Below are 23,537 nucleotides of genomic sequence, written 5' to 3'. Positions count from 1 at the left end.
TAAGGGTTGTCTTAGGATGAAATTAAACAATCGATATTTATACGCAACGATGCTTTTTTGTGGCACAGCAAATGCCGCTAATTATTCAATCGAAGCACGAAGCGACGCTATGGGTGGAGTAGGTACTGTTTCCGCCACTTATCTCACAGCGCCCTTTTTTAACCCAGCTCTTGCTGCTGTGTACCGACGTAATGATGATGCTGGCATGCTTATTCCTAGCTTTGGTATCACTTATAATGATCCGCATGATCTTGTAGATCAAATAGATAATTTAGGAAAACTCATTGCAGCTGGCAGTCCAGATGCGTTGCCCGCCCTAACTGCGATTGATGGCGATCAACTAGATCTTGAGCTTGGCGGAGCGCTGGCAATTGGAATACCGAATCGTTTCTTATCTGCAACGATTTATGGAAAGCTCTATACCGAATCTTTTATCACGCCTAAAGTAGCAGCAGGTCCAGATCCTGATAATAGCTACGTTCAAGCAGTTTCTGTATCAGTAACTGAAGTCGGCGTTTCACTGGCCAAATACCAAACTTTCCTTTACCAGCATATGGCTTTTGGTGTGACACCAAAACTTCAACGAGTTTATACCCACTCATTTGCTTCAACATTTGCCAATTTTGATCTTGGAGATGTGAGAGAAAACGAAACCGGCGAAACAATTTTCAATTTAGACGCCGGTGCTTTATGGTTTTACGGCCCATTTCGAATTGGTGTTGCAGCAAAAAATCTTATTGGAAGAGATATCCAAACTAAAGCTTATGACTTCACAGGCACAACACCAGCTACGGCGATTCCTTCGTACGACTACAGTATGAGACCTCTTTATACTGTCGGGGCAGGGATCGTTGCTGATTACTTTACCTTATCAGTTGACTACGATCTTAATGAAGAGAAAAAGTTTTCATCATTTGATGACAATAGCCAAATGTTGAGAGCGGGTTTTGAAATTGATGTCTTAAGACAACTGCAGATTCGTGGTGGTTACATGAAAAACATGGCACGCGATGTAGACGATACAATTACAGCCGGTATTGGTCTTTCACCTCTCAATTTATTTGAAGTGGATATCTCCGCCAGATATACGAATGAAAACGCGATGGGGGCATCCATCAATTTTCTTGCCACCTATTAAGCATCTCGTTATAGTCGGCTCCTAAACAAAGGAGCCGATTTTTTATGTTTGACGATCTCCCACCGCTATCTCATCAAGAACAACAAAGAGCAGTCGAAGAAATCCAGAAGCTAATGGCTGAAGGCATGAGTACTGCCCAAGCGATAAAAATCATCGCGGAAAAGATTAGGGCAGAGCACAAAGCTCAAAGTTCAAAGTAAGTATCTACTTTCTCTAAATCAACCAATGAAACGAAGCAGAACCTTTTGGTTCTGCTTTTTTTTGACATTAAAAATCAGGTAAAACTTTTACCAATTACCTTTACCTGAATCTTTAGGTGGGTGGTGTGATTTGATGCTGGATAGGGGGTGGTGATTTCTTTTCTTATATATCAACAGTTTATGTTGGTCCGTTTTGCTGTTCTGACACAGTGTAACGTCTGTTGTGTAATTAAATTACAGGGTGAGTTTGTGAGCAGTAATTGGTGCAGCATAAAATGTTGAGAAGTGCACTAAGTTACGCTGTAAGTACTTACTCTTATGTGGTTCCTTTATAATTCAAGATTAGAGTGTATAAACTTTGAAAATTTAACGAATGTCTAAAATGATTAATGAAAAAATTCGGTATTGAGAAAGAGTGAGAATTGATCAAAGTTGATCAAATGAGCTGGTGTGAGTTGAGTCGTGCTGGGTTGAATTGAATAGGTAATAATTAGCAGTTTATCTTGAGTTACGTCTAAAGCTTATTATTAACGTTTTACTCAGCGAAGCGATTTTGGGTACATTTCTTATGTCAGGGCATATCCAACCTGGCTCCTCGAAAAAGCCGAGCGTCATACCTGATGCTCGGCTTTTGAGTTGCTAGGCGGTACATCTCTTAAAACATGGCTAGTTGTTTTTGCTTTTCCTGATTCACGCGAAAAATCGAATGCTTATCGCAGTAGAACGCGACGGGCTTGCCGTATTCATTAAGATATTCTCTCGTTGTTAGCATTTGACTCGGTTTCGCTGAACCTTAAGTTCATCAGGCGGGCAATCATATACGAGCAACGTGCGCGAGACTTTGATCTCCTAAAGTGGAGCGTCGATTAAGTGTTCGCCAGATATTACAAACAAAACAGCTAGAGTGACTGCAACATCAACTAGACGTAACTGCCTTGTACGGACGACAGACAGAACCCCAAATCGATAAATGTCTTTTTCACTCGTCGTAATCAACATCGGCTAAAGCCTCGAAAGCAAACAATGTTGTTAATTTTGGGAGGACATTTTAAAGTGGCTAAACCGGACATTACTAACTGGCACTTACAATTATAAGTGCGCATTATGTACGATGTGGTAAATGGGCGCTAATGGGGCGCGCCCTCTTGTAAGGCATTGATTAGGCGAGGGTTTGAGTATTTATCCTCAAGCAATCCAAAGACGACTTTTTGATCATCTTCTTCTAACAAATCGGCGATTTTAAACGCTATATTCCAATCTAGAACACTGCGCCCGTTGCGGTAGTTGCTGATTCTACTAGTACCAACCTCTAAAACTTTAGCTAATTGATAGTCTGAGCCCAGTTCTAGCTTGGCTTTTAGGCGGTCTAAAAGTGCATTTGTGTAGTTCATCATTGAGTTTATCTCCGTCCGCAATTTGTTAAATCATAGGCGATCATTTTGTTCGTTTCACTACCGCAAGCTAATTGCGCCTACAAAAAACTTGCCATATCGTATTAGCGAAACAAATGTGAAACGGCTTGCGGAGGCTAGAACATGGAAAGAACACATTCACATCAGCCCACTGATACAGGGCTCAACATTCTCGAAAACCTCAAACAGAAATATTTCCCCAACGGCTACCAGTGTAAGAAGTCCGGCGGCAAAGATTATCGCTTTTCTCGCAAAGGTCAGGCGGAATTTAAGCGCGCTTATCAGCTTGCCATGATACGCCGATCAAACGTTCAAAGCGTGGGGGTGTAGCATGATTAAATCATCAAAAGAATTTAGAAAGCTAGTTGTTGAAACGGAAGATGCATTTAAGCGCGGTTCGCTTAATGGCGCTTTTATTGTGTTGGATGAGATTCAACAGTCAATATTATCGCCAGTACGAGCAGTAAAGCTTTGCACACTGATTGAACGTGTTATTAAAAATCGGTGGGGGACACTTAGATTTGAAGATGCCGCAAATCTAAAAACGAATTTAAAAATGAGATTAAAGCTCATTGAACAGCGAAATAGAAACCAAATCCGCAAGCAAGAGGAAGCGCCGGAGGCATTGGCCGTTGATGGCGCGGAATCTTCTCATGCAGTTAAGAAAATTCTTAGATGTGATCATCATATTCATACTGACTTAATTATTAAGGCGGGTGAACAGGTAGAAGTTATCGAGAAATATCCGGCGGATTCGTTAGTGTCGCATCCAAAATGCAAAGGTTTCTTTGCATGGAATGACCAATTAGAGGATTTGAATTCGCCTAGAGGTGGATTGAGAGAGCTTGGGGAGAGAGTTCAATGAGCCTTTCAATTCTAGGGGTGTTCCTTATTGGCTTTTTTTGTTTCTTGATGGGGCGTGATTACAACCCAACACCTTTTATCTTTAGTTTTAGTGATTTAGGAAATGCAATTGTGTCGGCTTGGGCAGTGGTTGGTTGCATGACCTTTATTTTTAACTGGGCGTCAGTGGGGTGATCATATGGCAACGGTTGAAATCTGGGATAACAACAAATGTTTACCAACGGGTGAGCCGTTGCCGTTCAAGCCTTCGCGCAATTTCTTTCGCGCAATTGCAGAGTGTGAGAATCACACCGGAAACGCAGTTAAATCAATGGCAGGTAATACGGCGGTGATTGAGATAGACAAAAACCGCCGCTTTATGGTGTTTGCATAGATGAACCAAATAGCAAAGTTTAGCGCAAGCCAATTTGCGCCACTGGATAAAAACACAGTTCTATACGCAGTTGGAGCGCTTCGGCAATCCGATAAGGCAAGAAAGAACCTTACCGCTATTCGTAGCGGTTTTTTTGCATCCGATTTTTCTCAGTGGAATGAACAGCAACAAACCATCTTAAAAGATGCAGAGCAACTCACCCCGTTACGCATTAAAACGATCGCGGGACACCTGCGCGAAGCGGCGGCACGAAGTGCCGGAGATAATAGGCTAGTCAAAGGGCGCAAAAGTCGGACAGCGGGAAAGGTGGGTTATGAAGCCTCTAAACGCTTCCGCCAACGCTTGGCAACGCTGAGAAAGTCGATAAAAGCGCCCCTAGTATTAAATCCTGAAAAATATCACAGCGCGCACTACAGCGCGTCATTTTCGGCGGTATCGCGCGGCACTGCACTAAACAGCAATAAAAAGCGGTCATTGGTGGCAGATAAGCCACTGGTAAAGGTGCAATTGCAAAAGCGCGATTGGTCGCAGCAATACCGAATTCAGCAAGTGATTGAAACGCCAGCCAGCAATGCACCGGAGCAGCAAAGCGGCGACCGCTTCACGGAAAAATTAACCGCCCGCGCGGTGAAAAATATTTTTGAGTCCGGCGCGTATGTCGCGGTGAAGCATGGCGGGTTCAAAACGTTCATCACGCTGACGTTTGATGAAGAACGCCGCCGCCGTGTGGCTGACGGTTCCGCGCTCACCGATGAGGGGCTTTTGTTTTCGCCTGTTGGGTTCAAGCAAAATTTTGGCGTGTGTGTGTCAGAGGTGGCGGGGCCATATAGCGCGTTTGAGTGGTACAAGGGAAAAATCCGCAACATCAAGGCCATGAACGAAAGCGGCGAAATTGCGGGGCCATATACGCCACTTTTTGCCAAGCCTGAAAAGGTTTGGGAAGTGGTGAACATGCACACCACGATAGGCGCGGAGGTATCGCGTTTTATTAATGGCCTCAAAAAGATGAGAAAGCGCGGCTTTCCGGCCTACGTGACAGAGCGCGACAGCGAAAGCGGGCGTTTGTTTTGTCCAGTGCCAGCGGTCAAAGCAAGCGTATTGCCGGATAAATCGGACTTTCATTACCTTTGGGTGGCGGAGTGTCCAGCCAATGAGGACGGTGAGCCGAATCCGCACGTTCACTTGTTGATGGATTGGGAAATGCCGCAAGCGCTTTTTAGTGCGTGGGCTGGAAAAATTGAGAGCCTTTGGGGTAATGGCTTTGCGCATGTTGAGCGCATCAAAAAGCCAGAGGCGGCAGGGACTTACATCATTAAAGCGGTGGGCTATGCAGCCAAAGGAGAAAACGCCAATCAAGGGCTTATTCGGGGCAATCGTTACAACATGGCAGCGTGTAGCCGTGCGCCAAAGTGGGAAACCTTGCTGAGTTTCGAAGCGGATAACATGGCGGGCATTATCAGCGAGTTAGGCTACAAGCTCGACCAATGGAAAGCGCCAATTAAGCGCAGCATCAAGCGCTATGAGCAAGCCAAAGAAAAAAGCATTGAAGCGGCAGCAATCGCCAAAGCAAAAGGTGATGTGGATTTACAAACGAAATTGCAAACCAAAATCAAGCGAATTGAAAACGGTTTGAAAAACGCAAGAGCAGCAACAAAAGCAGCGGGGCTACATGTCAGCGCCAATAACCGCTTTTCAATCACGTTTGAGAAAAACGCAGAGCGTAGGGTTAACCAGTTTTTGAAATGGGCGGCGGGTGCGCGTGGCTGGTCGATGAAACCGATTTACAGCGATATAGAAATGGAAGATTTGCGCGAAGCGGCGCAAGAGCAATATCAAATGCAATATAAGCAATTTTTAGACAATCAAGCTTGGTGGGAGTCGGTCAAGGCAGAGCCGTTTGAGCCCTACAACATCAGGCCGGAAGTTATCGAGGCGGAGCGTTCGGCGTTTTGGGATTTGTATCAGCGCGCGGGAGCTTTGTATCACTAAGAGCAATTGAAATAAAAGGAAGTGGCTAGAAATGAATAAAAAGGCTTTATTACTCGGCGAAATTAAAAAAGAAATGGCGGGCGCGGTAGAGGAAATCGGCGCGCACGTAGGCAACCCGATTTTTGGAAAGTTTCTAAACCCGATTCGGGATTTTTTCAATTCCTTTGGGCGAAAAATCATCGTTTTGCTGCAAGTGCAGAATGAAGAAATCGAAACCTTGAAACAAGAAGTGAAAAAGCTGCAAGAGGTGAGCAATGGATGAAGAAATTTTAGGTTATCTCCCTTGCTCGAAATGCAAAACACCTAAAAAAATCATTCAGGGGCAAGGCAAGCGCGCGCGCTTTTTAAGGGCTCGGTGTAAGTGTGGGCCGGATTGTCGAACGGGTGAAGATATTCAAGCGTATTTTGCCACTTACAAGCCGTTGGAAGAAGTCGAGCAAATGCTTAAACCAACGCCGGAGCCAGTGACAGAGCCCGTACCGGAACCGGAACCGCAAAACAACAAAACAACAACGTCAGCAAACAGCAACGCCGCAAAGTTTCTCATTGGTGGCTTTTGCTTTTTGTTGGGAAATGTAACCGCCAAAGTGCTAGGGGCAAACAATGGATGAAGAACGACTAAACGAACAGGCAACGGATTTAGAAAAAGAATACACCGATGAGGAAAAGGATTTTCTAAATCAATTGGAAATGGAAGAAGACGCCGAAATCACGATTGAAGATAAGGCGCAACGGGAAGCAGCGCTAAAGCAGCAAGCCGCAACGCTTGAGGCGGTGCTGCCATTTGCGGCAAAAGGGGTGGGTTTTGTCAATGGGATTCTAAAAGCCAAAGACAAACGTTTGTCATTCGATGAGCAAGAAGAAACCCAACTAACCGGAGCAATCGCCCCCGTGTTGATCAAATACGGTGCGGAGCCGCCGCCGTGGTTGGCAGAGTATGGGCCTGAACTCACCTTGCTAGCGACCGTGTCAATTATTGGCTTTGGCAAATACGCCATGATGCAAGAAATTCAGAAAGAAGAAGCGCTAAAACGCGCCGCAATCATTCAGGCGGCAAAGGCGCAAGGGGGTGCTCATGCAGCCGCGACGCAATAACAACGCATTGAAAAATGAGCATACCGCCGTTGTGGGAATGTCGGGGTGTGGCAAAAGCTCGCTTGTCAAAAAACGCTTAGTAAAAGCGACTGACCAAGTCGTGATTTTTGACCCAAAGCGAGAATATGACGGTGAGTTGCTGGGGCGAGTGGTGCGCGTGTATCACTCGTTTAGCCGCTTTGCTCAAGCGGTGGTTGCAGGCCGAAAAACCAAGCAAGGATTTAAAATTGCGTGGCAACCGGATTTAAAAAAAGGCGACACAAAACCCGCCGATTTTGACAAGTTTTGTCAAATCGTTTGGGGGTGTGGTGACGGGCATCATGTCAAACCGTTGAAAGTGGTTTGTGAGGAAGTTGCAGAGCACAGCGAAACGGCGGGCAAAGCGACGGGCTATCATGGCAAGTTGTTGCGCTTGGGGCGTTCGTATGGCATCCACACAATAAACCTTTTCCAGCGTGGGCAAGAAGTTTCAAAAACCATTATTGATAACTGTCAACACATGTACGTCATGATGCAAAAGACCGGAGCAAGTGCCGTGTATTTAGAAAAAATGACGGGCATTCCTTCGGCGGTTATCAATGATTTACAACCGCTTCACTACTTGCACCAGAACGGCAAAGGGTACGAAGCGGGGCTAATACGCTGGTAAATGTGAATAAGTTCACAAAATAGAATCAAGGATTCTAAATCCGCATTTACAAACCGTTGTGAATATCGGGCAAAGATAAAAACCGCTAATGAACAGCGGTTTTTTTATTTGGAGCGTAAAGCAATGAAATTAACAAAAGGCAATTTAATTTTGCTCGGACTTAGCGCGCTAATCGCGGCGGGTGTGGTTTGGGCATCAAACAACGTTGATGCAGTCGAAGACGTGATCGGTTAAGGCGGGGGTGAGTATGGAAATTATCAGCACACCATTTGCACCACGCGCAAAAGAGCTAGACCCAATGGAAGGCGTTGGCTGGGGCCAACGTGCAAATCTACGTTTGGTAACGGGCCCGACTTATCACAGCATTGAGTTGGTCACAAATATCACCAATCCGGAAGATATTGAACGAATTGAAATCCAGTTGAATGGCCGTCCAATTATGAGCGCCAGCGGTAAAACGTTCGTCAACATCCAAAAGCACAAAAAGACCTACAACGAGCAAGGCCGATACGTCATTGATTTTGGTGAATCAGAATACCGTACAAAAGTTGGTGTTCGTCAAACTGATCTCGTGACGCTGCAAGGCGAAATCTGGTTTATTTACGTGCAACTCAAACAAACGCCAAGCGAAGGCGCGCCAGCGGTGCCAAGTATCCGCGCCCGTGCTCATGTGCTGCCAGCACAAAGCGAGCGTTTCTACTTGCCGCGCATCATTGAGCTGACTTGGAACGCGCCAGCGGCGGGCCGTATCCCGTTTGACTTTGCAGAGCGTAGCCCGTTCTTAAACCTAAAACGTGCGCATTTTATGGATGAGTCGGTTGAGCGTGTGCGTGTGTTGCGTGACAACATCGAAGAATACAACGCCAACAAACTAGACAACGCTTACGACCTTGCCGCTTGCGGTCAAGAGCAAAATGCGGGCTGGTTTAGTGTGGACTTTACCCGTTACGGCTTCGGTGCTGACGGTGTGTTGAACACGGCAGCAAGCCAGCAACTCGCGTTTGAGCTGGAAAAATCACAAGCGGGCGCGGTTCCGGTTGTGTTTGAAGCAGTCGAGCAAGTCAAAGCGCTACCGACCGCCACGGCGTAAGGGGGCAAAATGTCTCTTTGGGATTCACTGGGCGAAAACCTAACCAATTTTGCAGGGACGGTCACGGATGCGGCGGGCAATTACGTAAGCGGAAAACTCGACCCAAAAGTGACCAACACGCAAAAGGCGGAAAGTGCCGCGCCGGAAGAAAACCGCAAGCCAGCAGAGCAACAACCCGTGCAGCCAAATGGCGCACCAGTGCCGCCAAGCAATCCGGCGGCATCCATGAATGAGAAATATCTCATGTATGGCGTGGGTGGCTTGTTGCTCATTGGTTTGATTGTCGCATTGAAAAGTAAGTAAGGGGGAATGATGCCTTTTATTTTATATCCACTTATCGGTGCGGCGGCGGGCTTTGGTGCGGGCTATTTCACCGGAAGCACAACAAAAAAGTTAGTCATGGGGGCCGCTTTAGTGGGCGGCGGTTATCTGGTTTATAAACACGCAGTGAAGGGGGCGTAAATGTTGGGTTCTCTTATCGGCGGCGGGTTGACGAATAGCGGTTCAATGCCAATTAGTGGCGGCGATGCTGGCCCGTCAACCGCAACCAGTACCAACAACAGCGGCCAAAGTGTCGGCGCGATTAATATGGGAAGCCCTACGGGGGTAAGTCCGTTATTGATTGGCGGCGTGGTCTTGGCGTTGGCGTTCATGATGATGAATCGAAAATGATTCAGTTAGCGGAGCCAGCGGGCGCGCTGGAACGGCTCAAAGTGGCGTTTAGAAAATGCCCGCAAGACTTCGAAGCCTTAAAGGGTGAAGTGTCGGCGGGCAATGTCAGCCTCTACCAAATACACGGTGAAGGGTATGACGTCACGATTGCGGGGGAGATTGTCGGCGATTCCTATTTTTTGTGGGGAGTGTCGGGGGTTGGCGTCGTGAAAGCCATGCAAGAGCTCGCGCCCGTTGTGCGCCGATTGGGTTTAAACAGTATCAGCGCTGAAACCTATTTTCCCGCGCTGGCTCGGTTGGTAAAGCCTTTGCACACCAACGAGAAGCAGCCAAGCGAAGAAGTGACCGCGCTGACAATGCGAGTTTAAAAATATGGGTGGTAAATCAAGTTCTAAGAACACCACGACCACGAGTAATAACTCAGGTCAAAACGCCATTAGCGGCGACAACCTTGGAACCGCGATTAGTGGGATTAACAACTCAACGCTCAACGTAACCGCAACTGACCACGGTGCGATTGAGGCGGCGGGAAGTCTTGCGGAGTTGTCCATGACCACGCTTGGAAGTGTGGCGGGGGATGCCGTTAAGAGTGTGACGGATTTTTCAAAGGATGCGCTCAAAACCTACAGCGCGACCAACTCGGAAAACTTGTCGATGATGGCGGGGCTTGCAGGCAGTCAGGCCGCGCAAAATGCGGAAAATCTCAATGCGGTGATGGAGTTGGCGAAGTTCAAACAAGACAACGGAGCCAATGAACAGCGTGAAGATGCGGAGTTAACCAAAAAGCTTGCCATTGGCGCGTTCGCGGCTATCTCCATTGCGTACCTAATGACACGGAGTTAATCAAATGAGCTTTGAAAAACGAATGTTAACAGGTGCGCGCGATAACTTTACCGCAATTGGTGACTTTCTTTTCGTGGAAAAAGCAGCGGGTGAGCTGCTTATCACTACGCAAAGCGGCGGTTACTACGTGTTAACGCAAGGGGCGCAAGTCAAAAGCGAACGCTTGGCGGGGGTGGTGACGGTCGAAAATCGCGGCGTTGAAGGGGATGTAAAGCTAAAAGTTGGCTTTGGTGAATACGTGCCGCCACAACGTGACACGGTAGCCGTGTCAGAGCTGCCAGCGGTGGAAGTTTCCGCATTGCCAACGGTGGACGTATCGAGCTTGCCAGCGGTCGAGTTGGCAGCAAATCAAACGGTTAAGGTATCCAGCTTGCCAGAAATGCAACTGGCGGCGGGCCAATCGCTAGACGTTTCGAGTATTCCAGCAATGACCATCGCGGCGGGCCAATCGGTCGGTGTGTCCAGCTTGCCAGCGGTCGAGCTGAAAAAATCGGCTTCACTGGCGGCGGGCGTTCATGCGATGCCTTACACCATTCCGGCCAACGCAGGGCGCAAGAAAATCACCATTAAAGCGCTAAGCGGTAACACGGCGGCGGTGACGGTGGCGGGCGCATATCCGTTAGAGGCGGGCGAAAAGCTGGAGCTTGAGACAACCGCCGAAATTCAGTTAACAGGCGATGCAGCAAACAGCATTGCGGTATTGGAGATTTAAAGCATGGCTTTTGATTTAGGCAATGGAAACACGGAAAACAAGCTAAAAGCGTTGGCCGAATCTGTCGAAAAGGCGCTTGAAAACGTCGGGGGCGGCGGGCCTGTAGTGCTGCCCTTTAAAGTAGGGGCAAGCGGAGAGTTGGAAGTTGCGGAAGCAATTCTAATTTCGCAGGGTATGGAATCGCTGATTGTAGGCACTGGCTCAAGTAACGAAATGAAAAAAATATCGTTGGCCAAGTTGTCAAAAAATTATGAAGGTTCATCGCCGTATGTGAATGAGCCCGTTCTAAACCTCTTTGTAAATCTGGATGTTTGGGTAACAGGCGACCCAAGCGTGGCCCGTGCTGGTGCATTGTATTGGGCTTCGGCGCAATTGGGAGAGCTTCAAAAGTTGCCACGCTTGGATGATGTAGGCGGGGGCGCGCGTTTGAAATGTAGCGGTTTTACTTCGCTTGGCCTTATGACGTGGGGCAATCCGGCAGACCCTCACCCTATGCTAAGCGAACCAACGAAAATAATCGCAAGCGCGGCGTCTGGTTTTACATGCACAAGAATTTCGGGAACCATTTTCTATTATGGCGAAGCGATGGAAAACGATTTACCGGAAAGTTACAAGTCATTACCACAAGGTGAATAAGCAATGAAAGTTGCGGTGGTTGTTTTATCTTTGCTGGCTTTGGGGGTAATCGTGAAAAACAGCAAATCAAACTTAGTTGATCTCACTAAGCCGCGCGGCGTCCGTGCCAATAACCCGTTAAACATCGAGCAAAACCGCTCGAATAACTGGTTAGGCAAGGTAACGCCCTCGGTGGATAAGCGTTTCGAAACCTTTAGCGCGCCAAAGTACGGCTTTCGCGCTGGCGCTCGAACGCTGCGAACATATCAAAACAAACACGGCTTGAACTCCATTCGTGAGTTGATTCACCGCTTTGCGCCAAGCAATGAAAACAAAAGTGACAACTATGCGGAATTTGTCGCGGCGCAAGTGGGCGTATCACCGGATGCGCAAGTTAACCTTTCTGATAACGCATTGTTGGCAAGCATTGTCTATGCCATGTCGGTAATGGAAGTCGGGCGCGGGTGGTACACCCTAGACGATGCCCGCCAAGGGGTGGCGCTGGCATGAATGGCAAAATGATAGCAATCAATATTGCGGTGAGTGTCATTGGCACGGTGCTTGGTGCAATGGTGGTAAGCAAGTTAAATCAAGCGGGCAAGCTATGAGCCGCGCGGCGTGGTGGTTGATGGGGGTTGCCGTGGCAGTCTGGGCGATGCGGGGCAGTGTGACCGCGTCACTTGATAAATGGACGGCAGACAATACCCAAACGGCGGGCAAGGTATTGAGCGATTTTTTAGCCAAGTTTAACGGGTGGGAACCCGTTGAACTGGCCCCGCTCATGATTCGCGATTTCTATCTGGACGATGAAAAGCGATTAACGCCAGAGGCCGATTTTACCTTGTGGAAAGTGGCCCAATATCAACCGTATTTAAAAGAACTCTTTGGCAAGCGTGGCGGTCAGCTTAAACCGCAATATCACGCGCTGGTCAATGTGGCTATAACAAATCAGTTAATGGATAGGTGAACCATGGAAAAATGGATTAAAGAGCGACTAAAAGAGCCTTCAACCAAAAAAGGCTTGGCACTGGTCGCAGCGGGGGCAACGCTGGCGATAGGTCGCCCTGAATTGATCACCGCCAGCGTGAGCGAAGCGGGTATTCAATGGGGCGGATTGATTGGTACAACCGTTCCCCTTATGTTGGGTTTGTGGGAAACGGTGCGCAAGGAATGGAAACAATCATAATTGCCGTGGTGACGGGTGCGGCGTCCAGTATTGCAACGGTGGTTGCGCTGCGTGTCGATATAGCTTGGATAAAGCTCACACTCGAAAAGCTGGATAGCCGAATCACAGAGCTAGAAAAAAAAACCGCATAATTGCGGTTTTTTTCTTTATGCAGTTGCTTTCATTGCTAAGACCCCCATATCTAAGCTTATAGCGATGATTAAAAGGAGTAATGCTATGTTAAGAAACGCCACAGACTTTTTTTTGGGTCAAGCTGAAGAGATTCAAAACGAAATAGAATATTTTATAAAAAGTAACGTTGATGAACTTAATACCAAAGGCTTTGTTGATGTAACGTACAGCACACAATACATTCAGCCAGGTACAGCTTATCTGTTTATCCACCGATTAAAAAACAAGTTCGATTTAGAGTCTTGGGCTCTAAAGGTTGGTGATAATGGAGTTCAATTAGACAGCACAGCAGCCCATATTCATTTAACAATCATAGGAAACCACGCAGAGTTATTGAATGATGAAGCATTGAGAGCTTGGGGTTGATAGTTACTTGAAAAACTGGATGAAAAAAGGCCGCTTAATTGCGGCCTTTTTGTTACTTCAATTTGCTTGGTATCCAAGGCGCGGCAGTCATCCGGCGACCGCCTTTAAAGGGTAAAATGTTCTCTTTTGCGGGGTAATATTTGGGGCTTTGTGGCCGTTCGTATTGCTCAAGAAAGTGTTGATACTCGTCTTTTTGATAGGCGAAGGCTTCCAACTCTTTGGGCGAAAACTCGCGCCCGCTAGGGGTAATGAGTACCGCGCGGGCTTCATCAATACGAAAGCCACGCCAGCGAATATCATTAGGTAAATAGCCAAGGGATTTGATGATTACCAGCTTTTCAGCCATTGGGTTGATGGGTATCGAGCCCGAAAGCCAGCGGCGAACGGTCGCGGGTTGAACGTGGAAGTATTCCGCGCCAGCTTTGATACTTGGAAACACTCGCCAGAATAAGACGTTAAAGGCTTCAAAATCCATGTGATAAACCTCTCAAATTATCAGCGTTATTAATGGTTATTTTCGATTGCTGCGAGGGGTTTTGATTGCCAAGGGCTATCAAATGACGAAAAGAATTATTTTGTTCATTTCTTTTCATAGTGCAGCCTTAATAACTTGAGATAACGAAACGGTTTTACAATGCAATATGTTGTATTATGTGATTGTTTTAGCTGGATAAAATTTGCGGGATTTCGATAAATATTTGAAATGTTAAAAACCAATGCTTTGGTGCGCATTATGTACGTTATGTTAAATAAATCGGGTTTTTAGTTAAGTTCATAAGTAGATCTATTTCAATCACTTACCCTGCTTTCCAATCACTTGCCTATTGTGAGTTATAGGTCTACGCTAACTTCATGTGTTGGTGTTTCTAGGTTTTTGTTAGGTTCATAAGAGTATGCATATTTAACAGTATTCTGATTTACCATAAAATACCTAATATAGAACCTTATTAATCAAAGATTTAAGGTTCTATATTGGTTGCTTCGATTGCTGATTCATTATGTCGTTTAATGTGAACTGCTTACTTTGAACGAGATTAAAAAAGGAGCTTTGAAAGCTCCTTTGAAATTAACCGCCGGCAAATTTTACTTTCATGCCTTTTTTTTCAAGATGCGTTTTGATTTTGTCACGAGCATCACCTTGAATCTCTATGTTGCCATCTTTAACACTACCACCACAACCACAGATTTTCTTCAACTCTGCGGCGAGAAGCTTCAATGGAGCATCATCGAGATCCAAGCCAGTGACAACGCAAACCCCTTTGCCTTTTCGGCCTTTGGTTTCTCGCTGAATTCGAACAATACCATCGCCTTTTGGGCGCGAAGCTTTAGGTTCTTCTGGTTTGATTCGGCCTGTTTCTGTTGAATATACAAGAGTCATTACTATTTCTTCTGTTGTTCGGCCTTTTGTTTCGCGATCAAATAAGCTTCTATATGTCGCTGAATAGCCGCTTTGGAACCTTTAATGAGTTTGCCATTAAAGAAACAATACCAAGCGTTTGGTTCACCTGTATCGTTTTTAATGGCAAAACCATTAAAGTTTTCTGCCTGAGGAGAGCCTGTCGCTTCTTGCTTTCTGTCAAGCGAAGAAAACTCTCTAGGATCAATGATCGATGCAGTATCGCACCACCAATCAATGCTCTTTTTCACTGCACTTAAGCTTCCTTGAAGCACTCGATTCTTAATCTTTACTTGCCAGATGTTCGTATCATTTGGTGCAGACTGTAAGTTAAAACCACGGTAATGAGATATAGCCATGTAACTGAATCATCTATTAATTAAGTCTTACTATAATCATAATAGTAATCAGACGCTTAGCAAGTATAAAATTCTTATAATAGCGTGCTTTGGTGCAATGAAATGAAAAAAAACCTTTTCCACCATGAAGATACTCTTCAATCAATCACATATTAGTAGGTGTATTGTCTGGTTTTTAAGGTGCTATTTCGTAAAAAGAATGACGGATTAGATAATTGAATTCCCATGATTTACTGATTATAAAACGGCGCTTTTTGTTGAAAAACAATGTTAAAAGCGCCGATTTTCTTTAATGCTTAAAGTGAGCGTTCAATGCAGTCCGCTAGGAATTCATGAAACTTATGTCCATTGTGTTGGAGCATTTTGGGGAACATGGAAATTTTTGTCATTCCAGGAAAGGTATTCACTTCATTAAGGTAGATCTCTCCTTCACTGGTTAAGAAGAAATCGATTCGAGACAAATGACGAAGGTTCATCTGACGAAAGACTTTCTCGCTGCACAGTTGAATCGTCGCTAGCTGCTGTTCGGTTAAGTTTTTCGCTTCCACTTCTGTGATTGAATGGCTACCCGCACTGTATTTCTCATCGTAGGAGTAAAAAGCGCCGTCTGGAGCAATAATTTCACCTGGCTTTGAAATATGAAGTTGACCGTTCATCTCATATGCGGAAACTTCTAATTCTCTTGGTTTTACTGCCTTTTCAACCAATACCTGATGAGAGAATCCGAACGCTTTATCAATGGCATCAGAAAGCTGCTCTATTTTGGTTACACTGTAACAACCAACAGATGACCCCTGTCTCGCCGCTTTGACAAACAGTTTGCCCCATTTATCGAATGCCTCTCTACTGAGCTGGTGAGACTCTTCGTTGTTCTCTGTTAGGAAAAGATACGGTGTGTTAGGAATGCCAATCGCGTCATACCATAGTTTCGACGTGATTTTATTGAAGCTGTTACTGCTAGCTTCAGGACCACAGCCCAGATAAGGAATACCTGCAAGCTCAAAAAGTGATTGAATATCCCCTGTTTCACCCGGAAAGCCATGAATACAAGGTACAATGAAATCGATGTGTATCGATTCATTAAACTCATCGCTTTTCACGCTTTTCGTATGGATATCGAGATACACAAGTCTCTCTTTTTGGTCAAACCAACCTTCGTTCTTAATCTCAACCTTTAGGACATTTACATTCTCAATTAAGCCAAGTTGTTGCTGAAGGTATTCAGAAGAAAGCAGCGAAATTTCGTGTTCTGAAGAACCACCGCCGCATAAAAGTAGAACATTTCTCATCATTGTTAAATCTTTCCGTGATAGAAGACACGCTGTCTCAATGATAGCGATACCTTGCTATTCGTACAGTCATTTATTGGTAAAAAATGGCTTTTACCCACTGAATGACTAGTTGTTGTACAAAAACGAAAGGAGCGCTAGGCTCCTTTCGTTTTTATGTCGTTGTCACTTAGTTTAGTTTGTTGAGTGTTGGGTATTCAGAGTTTTTGATGGCATCAATGCTTTTTACAAAAGGCTGCAATTCTTTAAACTCTTGGGGCAATTGTGCAATGGCTTTCTTTGCTTCAGTGCTTGTTGCGAAGTCACCATATAATACTGTGAACCATTTAGTACCATTGACAATCTTATAGTTTTCCCAAATAGGTTGACCGTCTTTAGGCAGTTTAGAAGCAAAGTAGTCAACTTTTGCTTGAGAGCCGACAGCAACAACTTGAACCGTGTAACCAAAACGCTGCATTTTGTCTTGTTGCTTTTTGCTCGGCGGGACTATCTTCACTGCTTTGGTGGTTTCGGACTGAGGGCTGAGTTTAACGACTTTTTTCTCTTCCGTTTGTGGCTCCATTTTAACCACTTGCTGCGGAATACTCACCTCTTGAACGGTTTCTTCTTGTGCCATCAAAGGCTCGGGAATAGGTTCAATTTTAAATTCTTCGCGGTGGCTCTCGGTCGTTACGTTAGCAACGTAGTTATCTGACGCACAAGCAGACAGCAAAACAGAAAGAGTGATAATGGCAACTTTTTTCATGGAATGACTAACTCTTAAAAAATTTATCTTAAATCATGCCGATAGCGATGCAGAGAATCAAGCCTAGATGTCAATAATCCGCTTAGAACATGTGACTTATTACACAATCTACATACGGCGTGCTGTTTTTGTAAGCATAGTTCTATTTATAAACATTTCACTATCGACGATTTTGTTTATGATGAACTCCACAAGGTCATGCGACGAAGCAGGGAGAAAGCCAAGTGCATAAGCTACAGAAACTGTTTAAACCCACTTCAATCGCGGTTATTGGTGCGTCACAACGTCACTTAAGTGCAGGTAACATAGTAATGAAAAACCTGCTTCAAAGCGGGTTTGATGGCACGATTATACCGGTCACGCCAAGATACAAATCTGTCGCTGGTGTTCTCGCCTACCCCTCTGTTACTGAACTGCCGCTTGTCCCCGACATTGCTATTCTGTGTACTCGCTCAGAGCGCAATGTAGCGCTTTTTAAACAACTGGCAGAAATTGGTACTGAGTTTGTCATAGTGTTGGCGTCAGATACAGATTACCCCCATCAAGACGATCAGTCTGTCGCCGATGCGTGTTTGCGTATTGCGCGCGAAAGTAACATGCGAGTGCTTGGACCAAACAGTCTTGGTTTGATCCTACCTTGGCAAAAATTTAACGCTTCCTTCTCTCCCGTAACGGCAAAGCCGGGGAAGATAGCATTTATTTCTCAGTCTGCCGCGGTGTGTACAACAATTTTGGATTGGGCCAATGACAAAGAAATTGGTTTTTCCGCTTTTGTTTCGATTGGTAACGGTCTCGACATCGATTTTGACGAATTGCTTGATTACCTTTCAACAGACAGTAAAACCGACGCCATCTTGCTTTATGTTGACTCAATCACTGATGCACGACGATTTATTTCTGCAGCCCGCGCAGCCTCACGTAATCGACGCATTCTCGTTTTGAAAGGTGGACGTTCGATTCTTGGTCGAAGAGCATTAAATAAATCGGGCGCGGATACACTTGATATCGTTTATGACTCAGCTATCCGACGTTCGGGAATGCTACGAGTCAACAACACACACGAACTGTTTGCAGCAGTAGAAACCCTCACCCATTCGGTTCCATTGCGAGGTGAGCGACTTGCCATTATTACTAATGGTGCGGGGCCCGCATTAATGGCCGTCGACACACTATTTGAACGAGGTGGGCAGTTAGCCAACTTATCTTCGGAAACGATAGAGATGCTTTCTCAGCATCTACCAAGTAGTTGGTCCCACAATAATCCTATTGATATTGTGGGCGATGCGGATAAAAAACGTTACGTTGCAACTATTAACGCCATCCTTGATAGTGATTGTGCAGATGCGGTCCTGATTATGCATAGCCCTTCTGCGGTTTCAGACTCCGTAGAAACAGCGCAAGCGATTGTCGATGCAATACAGAGTCATCCGAGACACAAGCGTTTCAATATATTAACGAATTGGTCTGGTGAACAAACTGCAAAGCCAGCCCGCATGATACTCACTAAAGCGGGAATACCAACTTATAGAACACCAGAAAGCGCAGTTGTGGCTTTCATGCATTTGGTGGAATACCGCCGCAATCAGAAACAACTGATGGAAACGCCGACAACCGCAGAACCATTGCACGTTTCCGACGTCAATGCTGCGAAAGCGTGGGTTTCAGAGCATTTGATGGATAAGGAAATCGCACAGCTTGATACTCACCAATTGGGCAGTTTGTTAAAGCTGTTCCACTTTGATGTTTTGCCGACCTGGATTGCAAGTGATACCTCCGAGGCCGTGCATATTGCCGAGCAAATCGGTTATCCCGTTGCGGTGAAGTTGCGCTCTCCTGACATTGCACATAAGTCTGATGTCCAGGGCGTCATGCTGAATCTGAGTAATAGCCAAGAAGTAGCGTCAGCGGCTGACGCTATTCTCGATCGTACAAAACTTGCCTACCCTAGTGCCAACATACATGGGCTACTGGTCCAAGGCATGGCTAAACTTGCCGGAGGGGAAGAAATTCGCGTAAAAGTCATAACGGACAAAGTGTTTGGTCCAGTAATTCTACTTGGTCAAGGAGGTTCGGAATGGAGCGAAGCTCGTGATGCAACGGCAGCGTTACCGCCTCTAAATATGACGCTGGCACGCTATCAGATTGTGCGCGCGATTAAAGAAGGCCATATACGCCTACAAAAACTGCCTGAACCAATGGATGTTCTTGGACTGGCAAAATTTTTGGTTCGCATTTCTCAAATGGTGGTTGAGCTACCGCAGATTAAAGAACTGGACATTCATCCAGTTCTGGCAAATGGCGAGCATTTTACCATTTTGGACGCGGATCTGACTTTAGAGAACTACCTAGGCCACGGTCAAGAGCGCCTTGCTATACGCCCTTTCCCCGCTGAGTTTGTAGAAACCATGCAGCTGAAAGATGGAGAACCCATTCTACTAAGGCCGATATTGCCAGAGGATGAACCTTCGCACGCTGAGTTCATAAATAATGTTTCCAAAGAAGATCTCTATAAGCGATTTTTCAGTGATGTAGGTGAATTTAATCACGAAGCCTTGGCGAATCTGACCCAAATAGATTACGACCGAGAAATGGCCTTTGTCGCCGTATCGTTTTCATCCGGAGAGGCAAAAATCATTGGCGTTGCGCGAGCCTTGATTAATCCTGAAAACACGGAGGCGGAGTTTGCGATATTGATTCGTTCTGATCTAAAAGGCAAAGGTTTAGGAAAAGTCCTGATGAATAAGATCATTGATTATTGTCGTCAGAAAGGCACGAAGAAGATGACTGGCATGACCATGCCAACAAACCGTGGCATGTTAACGCTTGCTCAAAAGCTTGGTTTTAGCCTGGATATCCAATTTGAAGATGGCGTTGCAGATATGGTGTTGCCACTGAATCCCTGAGCGGACCGACGAGAGCGGCTGTCAAAGCCGCTTTCTTCACATCAACGTTTATTTTAGCTTCCAGTTTTTCTTCAAATATTGAATACACCAGGATTTCGCTTCTCCCATTTGGTTGCGCTTCCAAGCCAGAATGATCTCTAGATGTTGCTGCTCTGCACCTTCGATTTCCTTGAGCTTGCCTGCTTCGATCAATGGAGTTGCGATATCTGTGGGTAGTGTGCCGATTCCGAGGCCAGTGACAAGCGCATCAACTTTGGCTTGAAGATTAGTGACGGTTAATCTCGGTTGTTTCTGGATGATATTGACCGTAATAGCCGGTTGCTCACGTGCAGTATCGGCGATAGCGATAATGCGGTACTTCTCTCTTGCTGTATCATTAAACTCACCACTTCGTTTGTGGACGTAATGATTGGGTGCCGCCACCCAAGTCATACTCATTTTTCCAATGGTGTCTGCTTTCACGTCATGTGGCAGGACTTCTAGTTTTGGACACACGAGCAAATCTGCCCTGCCGGATTGAAGGGATTCCCAGCAGCCTGCAAGAATTTCTTCCTGTAATCTGACTCTGGTTTTACTCACGTTCCCTAACGCATCTACAAGCGAAAAAAAATGGTGAATACCGATAATGCCATCATATGCGATGGAAATATCCAGTTCCCAACCATTGGCTAGCAGTGTCGCGTCGTTAACAAGTTTTTCTGTTGCAGCGAGAATCGTGCGGCCACGTTCTAAGATAAGTCGACCAGCGTCTGTGAAATTCGCTTTGTGGCCAGAACGATCAAAAATCATGATGTCTAGATCTTGCTCAAGCTTTTGAATTTGATAACTCAAAGACGAAGGAGCGCGATCAAGCTCATTGGCAGCGGAAGCAAAACTCCCTCTTCTGTCGATGGCATCTAAGATATGTAATGCTTCCAAGGTTATGGGGCTTTGCACTTCAACTCCTTTGGTGATCAAGATCACAGATGTGAATTTTGTAAAGTGGCGCTATAAATTCATCATTCTCAGTATATCGTATTGATATTTTGTAATTTTTCATTTTAAGAAACGCGGAACGACATAAGAGCCAGGTTAAAAATATTTTTACGAATGATAGTAATTATCATTAGCATCCAATATCATAGCGACAATTATTCGCCTACTATGGATTTAAGGTAGTAAAAATGTACAACAGAACGTTCCTTTCAGCCTCAATACTATTCGCTCTCGCTACGCCAGTACAAGCACAAGATGCTGGTTTATTTGATGAAGTTGTTGTTTCTGCAACACGTACGAATCAAACTATGGACGCAGTCGCTGCATCAGTAACCGTTATCTCTGATAAAGATCTTGAAAGTAAGATGGCCAAAGATCTCAATGATGTTTTTGAATATACACCAGGGGTAACTATCAATAGTACACAGGCGCCAAGGGTGTTCAAAGTATCAATATTAGGGGAATGGAGGGTAAAAGAGTTAAAATTTTGGTTGACGGAGCATCTCAGCCAGGCGTGTTTGATGGCGGTCCCTACTCTTTTATCAATTCAAGCGCAGTCTCGGTTGATCCGGATATGCTTAAAAGTGTCGAGATCGTAAAAGGCGCAGCATCTAGCTTGCATGGAAGCGATGCGATTGGCGGTGTTGTGGCATTCGAAACGAAAGATCCAGCTGACTTTCTTAAAAATGGCAAAGTATTCGGGGGGCAGGCCAAACTATCATACTCATCCGAAGATAAATCGTTTAGTGAACATGTAGCCGTAGCAAAACGTTTTGATAACGTTGAAGCCTTGGTCGCCTACACTCGTAGAGATGGCAAAGAACTCCAAAACTTTTCAAAAGCACCGTATGACGACTATTCAGTTGAGTCTCAAGACTACGTTAAGAATGATCTGTTGATCAAATTGCAATCTCAGCTGAGCGATGACCATCGTTTAGAATTTCTTGGAGAAGTGATTTACAACCAAAATGACTCAGATATTGCAAGCTCCTCTTACAAAAACTTTAACTCTGAGGATACAACCAAGCAAAATCGTCTTGGTCTAAAGCACATTTGGCTTGTTGATACAACCATCACTGATTCCATCACATCTAGACTAACTTGGACAGATAAAGAAGAAAACGGACTTACAAACCGTTTCAAAGAAGCAAGTGCAGGAGTCCCACCTAGGGTTCCACCCAATGGAGATAATCAGCAGAAAAAAGACTATCAATATGCTGAAAATAAAATTGAGTTAGAAACCCAGTTCGATAAGGAGTTAGAAACGCACTATTTAGTTTATGGTTTGTCTTATAAGACAAGTCGCATCAGTAACACGAATCGTGAATTTAACTCTGATCCGAACACTCCGGATAAAATCTATGTATACACGCCAGATGCGAAGGAAATGAGTTTTGGTCTATTCTTCCAAGATGAAATCTCCGTACTGAACGACAAGTTAGTTTTAACTCCTGGTGTACGTTATGACTATTTCTCTACAGATCCGTCAGACACTGTAGATGAAAGCTTCATAAAATTCAGTGATTCAGCATTCACAGGTCGACTAGGTGCCACTTACAAGGTAGCGCAAGAAGGCACACTGTTTACACAAATTAGCCAAGGTTTTCGCGCGCCTTCGTTCAATGAGTTGTACTATACCTATGACAATCCGGGACATGGTTACACTAACCGCCCCAACCCTAATCTCGAGTCTGAAAAAAGTCTCTCATATGAGCTAGGTTATCGTCATAATACCATCGCATCAACCAGTGAAATCGCTCTCTACTATAGTGACTACACTGATTTCATTGAGCAAACTTCAACGCGAGGCGGTGGTTTGACGGAATACACCTATGTCAATATCAGTGAAGCGACCATTAAAGGGATTGAAGTCTCCAACACTTTGGATTTGAACAGAATTGCTAATCTACCTTTAGGTATGACTACCCGTTTTGTAGCTGCATACACTGTAGGTGAAGATGGCGAAGGGAATCCCTTGAATAGTGTCAATCCTTGGAATGCAGTGGGTGCGGTAAATTATGATGCTCCCAATACTCTATGGGGTACAAGCATAAAAGTGAATTACACTGCTAAAAAGTCCAATAGTCACATTAATTTAGACGGAAATAATGGCGGAACGGCAAATCAAGTAGAGCTACCATCAGCAACCGTAATTGACTTAACGGCTTACTTTAAACCCACACAAGACGTTACCGTAAGAGCTGGAATCATGAACTTGACCAACGAAAAATATTACCTATGGAACGATATTCGAGGGGAAAAAGAACTGAGTCGAGATTTAACTCAAGCAGAGAGAAACTACAACATCAGTGTAAAATACGAGTTCTAACCAACTACAAAAACAAAAGCCAGCATTTGCTGGCTTTTTAAGTTTCATTCAAAAATGTACAAAGAGAAAAAGTTGATGAATGATAACTTATTGTTTTGACATTTCTTTTTTTACCATCACAACAGAAGCAACGATAAAAACAACAATTAGAGCAAGTTCCATAGGA

General features: G+C 45.1%; 32 protein-coding genes and 1 pseudogene. 26 read left to right on the top strand and 7 right to left on the bottom strand.

All coding sequences use genetic code 11. The features are described from left to right. Nucleotides 1-16: 16 nt before the first annotated feature. Nucleotides 17-1,138 (top strand): conjugal transfer protein TraF, encoded by a 1,122-nt coding sequence (locus VV1_RS16610; RefSeq protein WP_011081274.1) that lies wholly within the window; start codon nucleotides 17-19, stop codon nucleotides 1,136-1,138. A 44-nt stretch (nucleotides 1,139-1,182) separates the two neighbouring features. Further along, a complete protein-coding gene (locus tag VV1_RS24015; RefSeq protein ID WP_011081273.1) occupies nucleotides 1,183-1,338 on the top strand; it encodes a YoaH family protein in 156 nt (51 codons plus the stop codon). A gap of 1,127 nt (nucleotides 1,339-2,465) precedes the next feature. Here VV1_RS24015 and VV1_RS16605 read toward each other — a convergent pair. Then, nucleotides 2,466-2,732 (bottom strand): hypothetical protein, encoded by a 267-nt coding sequence (locus VV1_RS16605; protein ID WP_011081272.1) that lies wholly within the window; start codon nucleotides 2,730-2,732, stop codon nucleotides 2,466-2,468. Nucleotides 2,733-2,873: 141 nt separating this feature from the next. On the opposite strand from VV1_RS16605, the gene VV1_RS16600 reads away from it, so the two are divergent. The 22 genes from VV1_RS16600 (at nucleotide 2,874) to VV1_RS16510 (ending at nucleotide 13,375) form a co-directional block, all read left to right on the top strand. Further along, the gene (locus tag VV1_RS16600) at nucleotides 2,874-3,080 is read left to right on the top strand and encodes a hypothetical protein (protein WP_011081271.1); all 207 of its coding nucleotides are present in this window, start codon (nucleotides 2,874-2,876) and stop codon (nucleotides 3,078-3,080) included. Between the two features lies 1 nt (nucleotide 3,081). After that, on the top strand, nucleotides 3,082-3,615 hold the full coding sequence (locus VV1_RS16595) for a hypothetical protein (protein WP_011081270.1): 534 nt from the start codon (nucleotides 3,082-3,084) through the stop codon (nucleotides 3,613-3,615). Beyond that, complete coding sequence (locus VV1_RS24850) at nucleotides 3,612-3,788, top strand: hypothetical protein (RefSeq protein WP_158306838.1); 177 nt, start codon at nucleotides 3,612-3,614, stop codon at nucleotides 3,786-3,788. Before VV1_RS16595 ends, VV1_RS24850 begins: the two co-directional genes overlap by 4 nt. A 4-nt stretch (nucleotides 3,789-3,792) precedes the next feature. Continuing rightward, nucleotides 3,793-3,987, top strand: a complete 195-nt coding sequence (locus VV1_RS16590) for a hypothetical protein (protein WP_011081269.1) — start codon at nucleotides 3,793-3,795, stop codon at nucleotides 3,985-3,987. Then, complete coding sequence (locus VV1_RS16585) at nucleotides 3,988-5,976, top strand: hypothetical protein (protein ID WP_011081268.1); 1,989 nt, start codon at nucleotides 3,988-3,990, stop codon at nucleotides 5,974-5,976. A 31-nt stretch (nucleotides 5,977-6,007) separates the two neighbouring features. Continuing rightward, nucleotides 6,008-6,238: a hypothetical protein gene (locus VV1_RS16580; RefSeq protein WP_011081267.1), complete on the top strand. Its 231-nt coding sequence runs from the start codon at nucleotides 6,008-6,010 to the stop codon at nucleotides 6,236-6,238. After that, the gene (locus VV1_RS16575; protein ID WP_011081266.1) at nucleotides 6,231-6,587 is read left to right on the top strand and encodes a hypothetical protein; all 357 of its coding nucleotides are present in this window, start codon (nucleotides 6,231-6,233) and stop codon (nucleotides 6,585-6,587) included. Before VV1_RS16580 ends, VV1_RS16575 begins: the two co-directional genes overlap by 8 nt. Further along, entirely contained in the window at nucleotides 6,580-7,071 is a 492-nt protein-coding gene (locus tag VV1_RS16570; RefSeq protein WP_011081265.1) for a hypothetical protein, read from the top strand. Before VV1_RS16575 ends, VV1_RS16570 begins: the two co-directional genes overlap by 8 nt. Then, nucleotides 7,052-7,720, top strand: a complete 669-nt coding sequence (locus tag VV1_RS16565) for a helicase HerA domain-containing protein (protein WP_043921129.1) — start codon at nucleotides 7,052-7,054, stop codon at nucleotides 7,718-7,720. The genes VV1_RS16570 and VV1_RS16565 overlap by 20 nt, the downstream gene beginning before the upstream one ends. A gap of 247 nt (nucleotides 7,721-7,967) precedes the next feature. Beyond that, nucleotides 7,968-8,810, top strand: a complete 843-nt coding sequence (locus tag VV1_RS16560) for a major capsid protein P2 (protein ID WP_011081263.1) — start codon at nucleotides 7,968-7,970, stop codon at nucleotides 8,808-8,810. Nucleotides 8,811-8,819: 9 nt separating this feature from the next. Further along, complete coding sequence (locus VV1_RS16555; protein WP_011081262.1) at nucleotides 8,820-9,113, top strand: hypothetical protein; 294 nt, start codon at nucleotides 8,820-8,822, stop codon at nucleotides 9,111-9,113. 9 nt (nucleotides 9,114-9,122) lie between these two features. Then, a complete protein-coding gene (locus tag VV1_RS24985; protein WP_165963400.1) occupies nucleotides 9,123-9,272 on the top strand; it encodes a hypothetical protein in 150 nt (49 codons plus the stop codon). After that, complete coding sequence (locus VV1_RS16550; RefSeq protein ID WP_011081261.1) at nucleotides 9,273-9,482, top strand: hypothetical protein; 210 nt, start codon at nucleotides 9,273-9,275, stop codon at nucleotides 9,480-9,482. Continuing rightward, entirely contained in the window at nucleotides 9,479-9,850 is a 372-nt protein-coding gene (locus VV1_RS16545; RefSeq protein ID WP_011081260.1) for a hypothetical protein, read from the top strand. Before VV1_RS16550 ends, VV1_RS16545 begins: the two co-directional genes overlap by 4 nt. 4 nt (nucleotides 9,851-9,854) lie before the next feature. Next, nucleotides 9,855-10,325: a hypothetical protein gene (locus tag VV1_RS16540; RefSeq protein WP_011081259.1), complete on the top strand. Its 471-nt coding sequence runs from the start codon at nucleotides 9,855-9,857 to the stop codon at nucleotides 10,323-10,325. A 4-nt stretch (nucleotides 10,326-10,329) separates the two neighbouring features. Beyond that, nucleotides 10,330-11,037: a hypothetical protein gene (locus tag VV1_RS16535; protein ID WP_052298474.1), complete on the top strand. Its 708-nt coding sequence runs from the start codon at nucleotides 10,330-10,332 to the stop codon at nucleotides 11,035-11,037. 3 nt (nucleotides 11,038-11,040) lie between these two features. Next, on the top strand, nucleotides 11,041-11,673 hold the full coding sequence (locus VV1_RS16530; protein WP_011081257.1) for a hypothetical protein: 633 nt from the start codon (nucleotides 11,041-11,043) through the stop codon (nucleotides 11,671-11,673). Between the two features lie 3 nt (nucleotides 11,674-11,676). Then, entirely contained in the window at nucleotides 11,677-12,162 is a 486-nt protein-coding gene (locus tag VV1_RS16525; protein WP_011081256.1) for a hypothetical protein, read from the top strand. Nucleotides 12,163-12,256: 94 nt separating this feature from the next. Beyond that, nucleotides 12,257-12,619, top strand: coding sequence for a hypothetical protein (locus VV1_RS16520; RefSeq protein WP_011081255.1), 363 nt, complete (start codon nucleotides 12,257-12,259; stop codon nucleotides 12,617-12,619). A 3-nt stretch (nucleotides 12,620-12,622) separates the two neighbouring features. After that, nucleotides 12,623-12,838: a hypothetical protein gene (locus tag VV1_RS16515; RefSeq protein WP_011081254.1), complete on the top strand. Its 216-nt coding sequence runs from the start codon at nucleotides 12,623-12,625 to the stop codon at nucleotides 12,836-12,838. Then, the gene (locus VV1_RS24980) at nucleotides 12,823-12,969 is read left to right on the top strand and encodes a hypothetical protein (RefSeq protein ID WP_165963399.1); all 147 of its coding nucleotides are present in this window, start codon (nucleotides 12,823-12,825) and stop codon (nucleotides 12,967-12,969) included. Before VV1_RS16515 ends, VV1_RS24980 begins: the two co-directional genes overlap by 16 nt. A gap of 85 nt (nucleotides 12,970-13,054) precedes the next feature. Continuing rightward, a complete protein-coding gene (locus VV1_RS16510; protein ID WP_043921128.1) occupies nucleotides 13,055-13,375 on the top strand; it encodes a hypothetical protein in 321 nt (106 codons plus the stop codon). Nucleotides 13,376-13,427: 52 nt separating this feature from the next. On the opposite strand, the gene VV1_RS16505 is transcribed toward VV1_RS16510, so the two are convergent. The 5 genes from VV1_RS16505 to VV1_RS16485 form a co-directional block, all read right to left on the bottom strand. After that, a complete protein-coding gene (locus VV1_RS16505) occupies nucleotides 13,428-13,850 on the bottom strand; it encodes a phage protein (protein ID WP_011081252.1) in 423 nt (140 codons plus the stop codon). Nucleotides 13,851-14,441: 591 nt separating this feature from the next. Beyond that, nucleotides 14,442-14,753, bottom strand: coding sequence for a stress response translation initiation inhibitor YciH (gene yciH / locus VV1_RS16500; RefSeq protein ID WP_011081251.1), 312 nt, complete (start codon nucleotides 14,751-14,753; stop codon nucleotides 14,442-14,444). A gap of 2 nt (nucleotides 14,754-14,755) precedes the next feature. Next, the gene (locus VV1_RS16495) at nucleotides 14,756-15,130 is read right to left on the bottom strand and encodes a DUF3319 domain-containing protein (protein ID WP_011081250.1); all 375 of its coding nucleotides are present in this window, start codon (nucleotides 15,128-15,130) and stop codon (nucleotides 14,756-14,758) included. A 296-nt stretch (nucleotides 15,131-15,426) separates the two neighbouring features. Beyond that, nucleotides 15,427-16,422: a D-alanine--D-alanine ligase gene (locus VV1_RS16490; RefSeq protein ID WP_011081249.1), complete on the bottom strand. Its 996-nt coding sequence runs from the start codon at nucleotides 16,420-16,422 to the stop codon at nucleotides 15,427-15,429. Nucleotides 16,423-16,588: 166 nt separating this feature from the next. Beyond that, nucleotides 16,589-17,164 (bottom strand): SPOR domain-containing protein, encoded by a 576-nt coding sequence (locus tag VV1_RS16485; RefSeq protein WP_011081248.1) that lies wholly within the window; start codon nucleotides 17,162-17,164, stop codon nucleotides 16,589-16,591. A gap of 224 nt (nucleotides 17,165-17,388) precedes the next feature. On the opposite strand from VV1_RS16485, the gene VV1_RS16480 reads away from it, so the two are divergent. Next, nucleotides 17,389-20,067, top strand: a complete 2,679-nt coding sequence (locus VV1_RS16480) for a bifunctional acetate--CoA ligase family protein/GNAT family N-acetyltransferase (protein ID WP_011081247.1) — start codon at nucleotides 17,389-17,391, stop codon at nucleotides 20,065-20,067. Nucleotides 20,068-20,115: 48 nt separating this feature from the next. Here VV1_RS16480 and VV1_RS16475 read toward each other — a convergent pair whose 3' ends face one another. Next, nucleotides 20,116-21,003: a LysR family transcriptional regulator gene (locus tag VV1_RS16475; RefSeq protein WP_011081246.1), complete on the bottom strand. Its 888-nt coding sequence runs from the start codon at nucleotides 21,001-21,003 to the stop codon at nucleotides 20,116-20,118. 227 nt (nucleotides 21,004-21,230) lie between these two features. On the opposite strand from VV1_RS16475, the pseudogene VV1_RS16470 reads away from it, so the two are divergent. Continuing rightward, nucleotides 21,231-23,371 (top strand): annotated as a pseudogene (locus VV1_RS16470) (TonB-dependent hemoglobin/transferrin/lactoferrin family receptor). The last annotated feature ends 166 nt before the right edge of the window (nucleotides 23,372-23,537 follow it).

Origin of the sequence: Vibrio vulnificus CMCP6, from assembly GCF_000039765.1 — a bacterium.
In the GTDB taxonomy this organism is placed as follows: Bacteria; Pseudomonadota; Gammaproteobacteria; order Enterobacterales; family Vibrionaceae; genus Vibrio; species Vibrio vulnificus_B.
This window is presented reverse-complemented; position numbering and strand designations above follow the sequence as displayed.

What these genes read in the sequence shown, in the direction of transcription:
- VV1_RS16610 (WP_011081274.1), top strand. Translation starts at nt 17, where the DNA reads ATGAAATTAAACAATCGATATTTATACGCAACGATGCTTTTTTGTGGC.
- VV1_RS16535 (WP_052298474.1), top strand. Translation starts at nt 10,330, where the DNA reads ATGAGCTTTGAAAAACGAATGTTAACAGGTGCGCGCGATAACTTTACC.
- VV1_RS24850 (WP_158306838.1), top strand. Translation starts at nt 3,612, where the DNA reads ATGAGCCTTTCAATTCTAGGGGTGTTCCTTATTGGCTTTTTTTGTTTC.
- VV1_RS16510 (WP_043921128.1), top strand. Translation starts at nt 13,055, where the DNA reads ATGTTAAGAAACGCCACAGACTTTTTTTTGGGTCAAGCTGAAGAGATT.
- VV1_RS16520 (WP_011081255.1), top strand. Translation starts at nt 12,257, where the DNA reads ATGAGCCGCGCGGCGTGGTGGTTGATGGGGGTTGCCGTGGCAGTCTGG.
- VV1_RS16490 (WP_011081249.1), bottom strand. Translation starts at nt 16,422, where the DNA reads ATGATGAGAAATGTTCTACTTTTATGCGGCGGTGGTTCTTCAGAACAC.
- VV1_RS16515 (WP_011081254.1), top strand. Translation starts at nt 12,623, where the DNA reads ATGGAAAAATGGATTAAAGAGCGACTAAAAGAGCCTTCAACCAAAAAA.
- VV1_RS16605 (WP_011081272.1), bottom strand. Translation starts at nt 2,732, where the DNA reads ATGATGAACTACACAAATGCACTTTTAGACCGCCTAAAAGCCAAGCTA.
- yciH (WP_011081251.1), bottom strand. Translation starts at nt 14,753, where the DNA reads ATGACTCTTGTATATTCAACAGAAACAGGCCGAATCAAACCAGAAGAA.
- VV1_RS16545 (WP_011081260.1), top strand. Translation starts at nt 9,479, where the DNA reads ATGATTCAGTTAGCGGAGCCAGCGGGCGCGCTGGAACGGCTCAAAGTG.
- VV1_RS16600 (WP_011081271.1), top strand. Translation starts at nt 2,874, where the DNA reads ATGGAAAGAACACATTCACATCAGCCCACTGATACAGGGCTCAACATT.
- VV1_RS16565 (WP_043921129.1), top strand. Translation starts at nt 7,052, where the DNA reads ATGCAGCCGCGACGCAATAACAACGCATTGAAAAATGAGCATACCGCC.
- VV1_RS24985 (WP_165963400.1), top strand. Translation starts at nt 9,123, where the DNA reads ATGCCTTTTATTTTATATCCACTTATCGGTGCGGCGGCGGGCTTTGGT.
- VV1_RS16525 (WP_011081256.1), top strand. Translation starts at nt 11,677, where the DNA reads ATGAAAGTTGCGGTGGTTGTTTTATCTTTGCTGGCTTTGGGGGTAATC.
- VV1_RS16570 (WP_011081265.1), top strand. Translation starts at nt 6,580, where the DNA reads ATGGATGAAGAACGACTAAACGAACAGGCAACGGATTTAGAAAAAGAA.
- VV1_RS24980 (WP_165963399.1), top strand. Translation starts at nt 12,823, where the DNA reads ATGGAAACAATCATAATTGCCGTGGTGACGGGTGCGGCGTCCAGTATT.
- VV1_RS16495 (WP_011081250.1), bottom strand. Translation starts at nt 15,130, where the DNA reads ATGGCTATATCTCATTACCGTGGTTTTAACTTACAGTCTGCACCAAAT.
- VV1_RS16555 (WP_011081262.1), top strand. Translation starts at nt 8,820, where the DNA reads ATGTCTCTTTGGGATTCACTGGGCGAAAACCTAACCAATTTTGCAGGG.
- VV1_RS16485 (WP_011081248.1), bottom strand. Translation starts at nt 17,164, where the DNA reads ATGAAAAAAGTTGCCATTATCACTCTTTCTGTTTTGCTGTCTGCTTGT.
- VV1_RS16530 (WP_011081257.1), top strand. Translation starts at nt 11,041, where the DNA reads ATGGCTTTTGATTTAGGCAATGGAAACACGGAAAACAAGCTAAAAGCG.
- VV1_RS16540 (WP_011081259.1), top strand. Translation starts at nt 9,855, where the DNA reads ATGGGTGGTAAATCAAGTTCTAAGAACACCACGACCACGAGTAATAAC.
- VV1_RS16575 (WP_011081266.1), top strand. Translation starts at nt 6,231, where the DNA reads ATGGATGAAGAAATTTTAGGTTATCTCCCTTGCTCGAAATGCAAAACA.
- VV1_RS24015 (WP_011081273.1), top strand. Translation starts at nt 1,183, where the DNA reads ATGTTTGACGATCTCCCACCGCTATCTCATCAAGAACAACAAAGAGCA.
- VV1_RS16580 (WP_011081267.1), top strand. Translation starts at nt 6,008, where the DNA reads ATGAATAAAAAGGCTTTATTACTCGGCGAAATTAAAAAAGAAATGGCG.
- VV1_RS16560 (WP_011081263.1), top strand. Translation starts at nt 7,968, where the DNA reads ATGGAAATTATCAGCACACCATTTGCACCACGCGCAAAAGAGCTAGAC.
- VV1_RS16585 (WP_011081268.1), top strand. Translation starts at nt 3,988, where the DNA reads ATGAACCAAATAGCAAAGTTTAGCGCAAGCCAATTTGCGCCACTGGAT.
- VV1_RS16550 (WP_011081261.1), top strand. Translation starts at nt 9,273, where the DNA reads ATGTTGGGTTCTCTTATCGGCGGCGGGTTGACGAATAGCGGTTCAATG.
- VV1_RS16590 (WP_011081269.1), top strand. Translation starts at nt 3,793, where the DNA reads ATGGCAACGGTTGAAATCTGGGATAACAACAAATGTTTACCAACGGGT.
- VV1_RS16595 (WP_011081270.1), top strand. Translation starts at nt 3,082, where the DNA reads ATGATTAAATCATCAAAAGAATTTAGAAAGCTAGTTGTTGAAACGGAA.
- VV1_RS16505 (WP_011081252.1), bottom strand. Translation starts at nt 13,850, where the DNA reads ATGGATTTTGAAGCCTTTAACGTCTTATTCTGGCGAGTGTTTCCAAGT.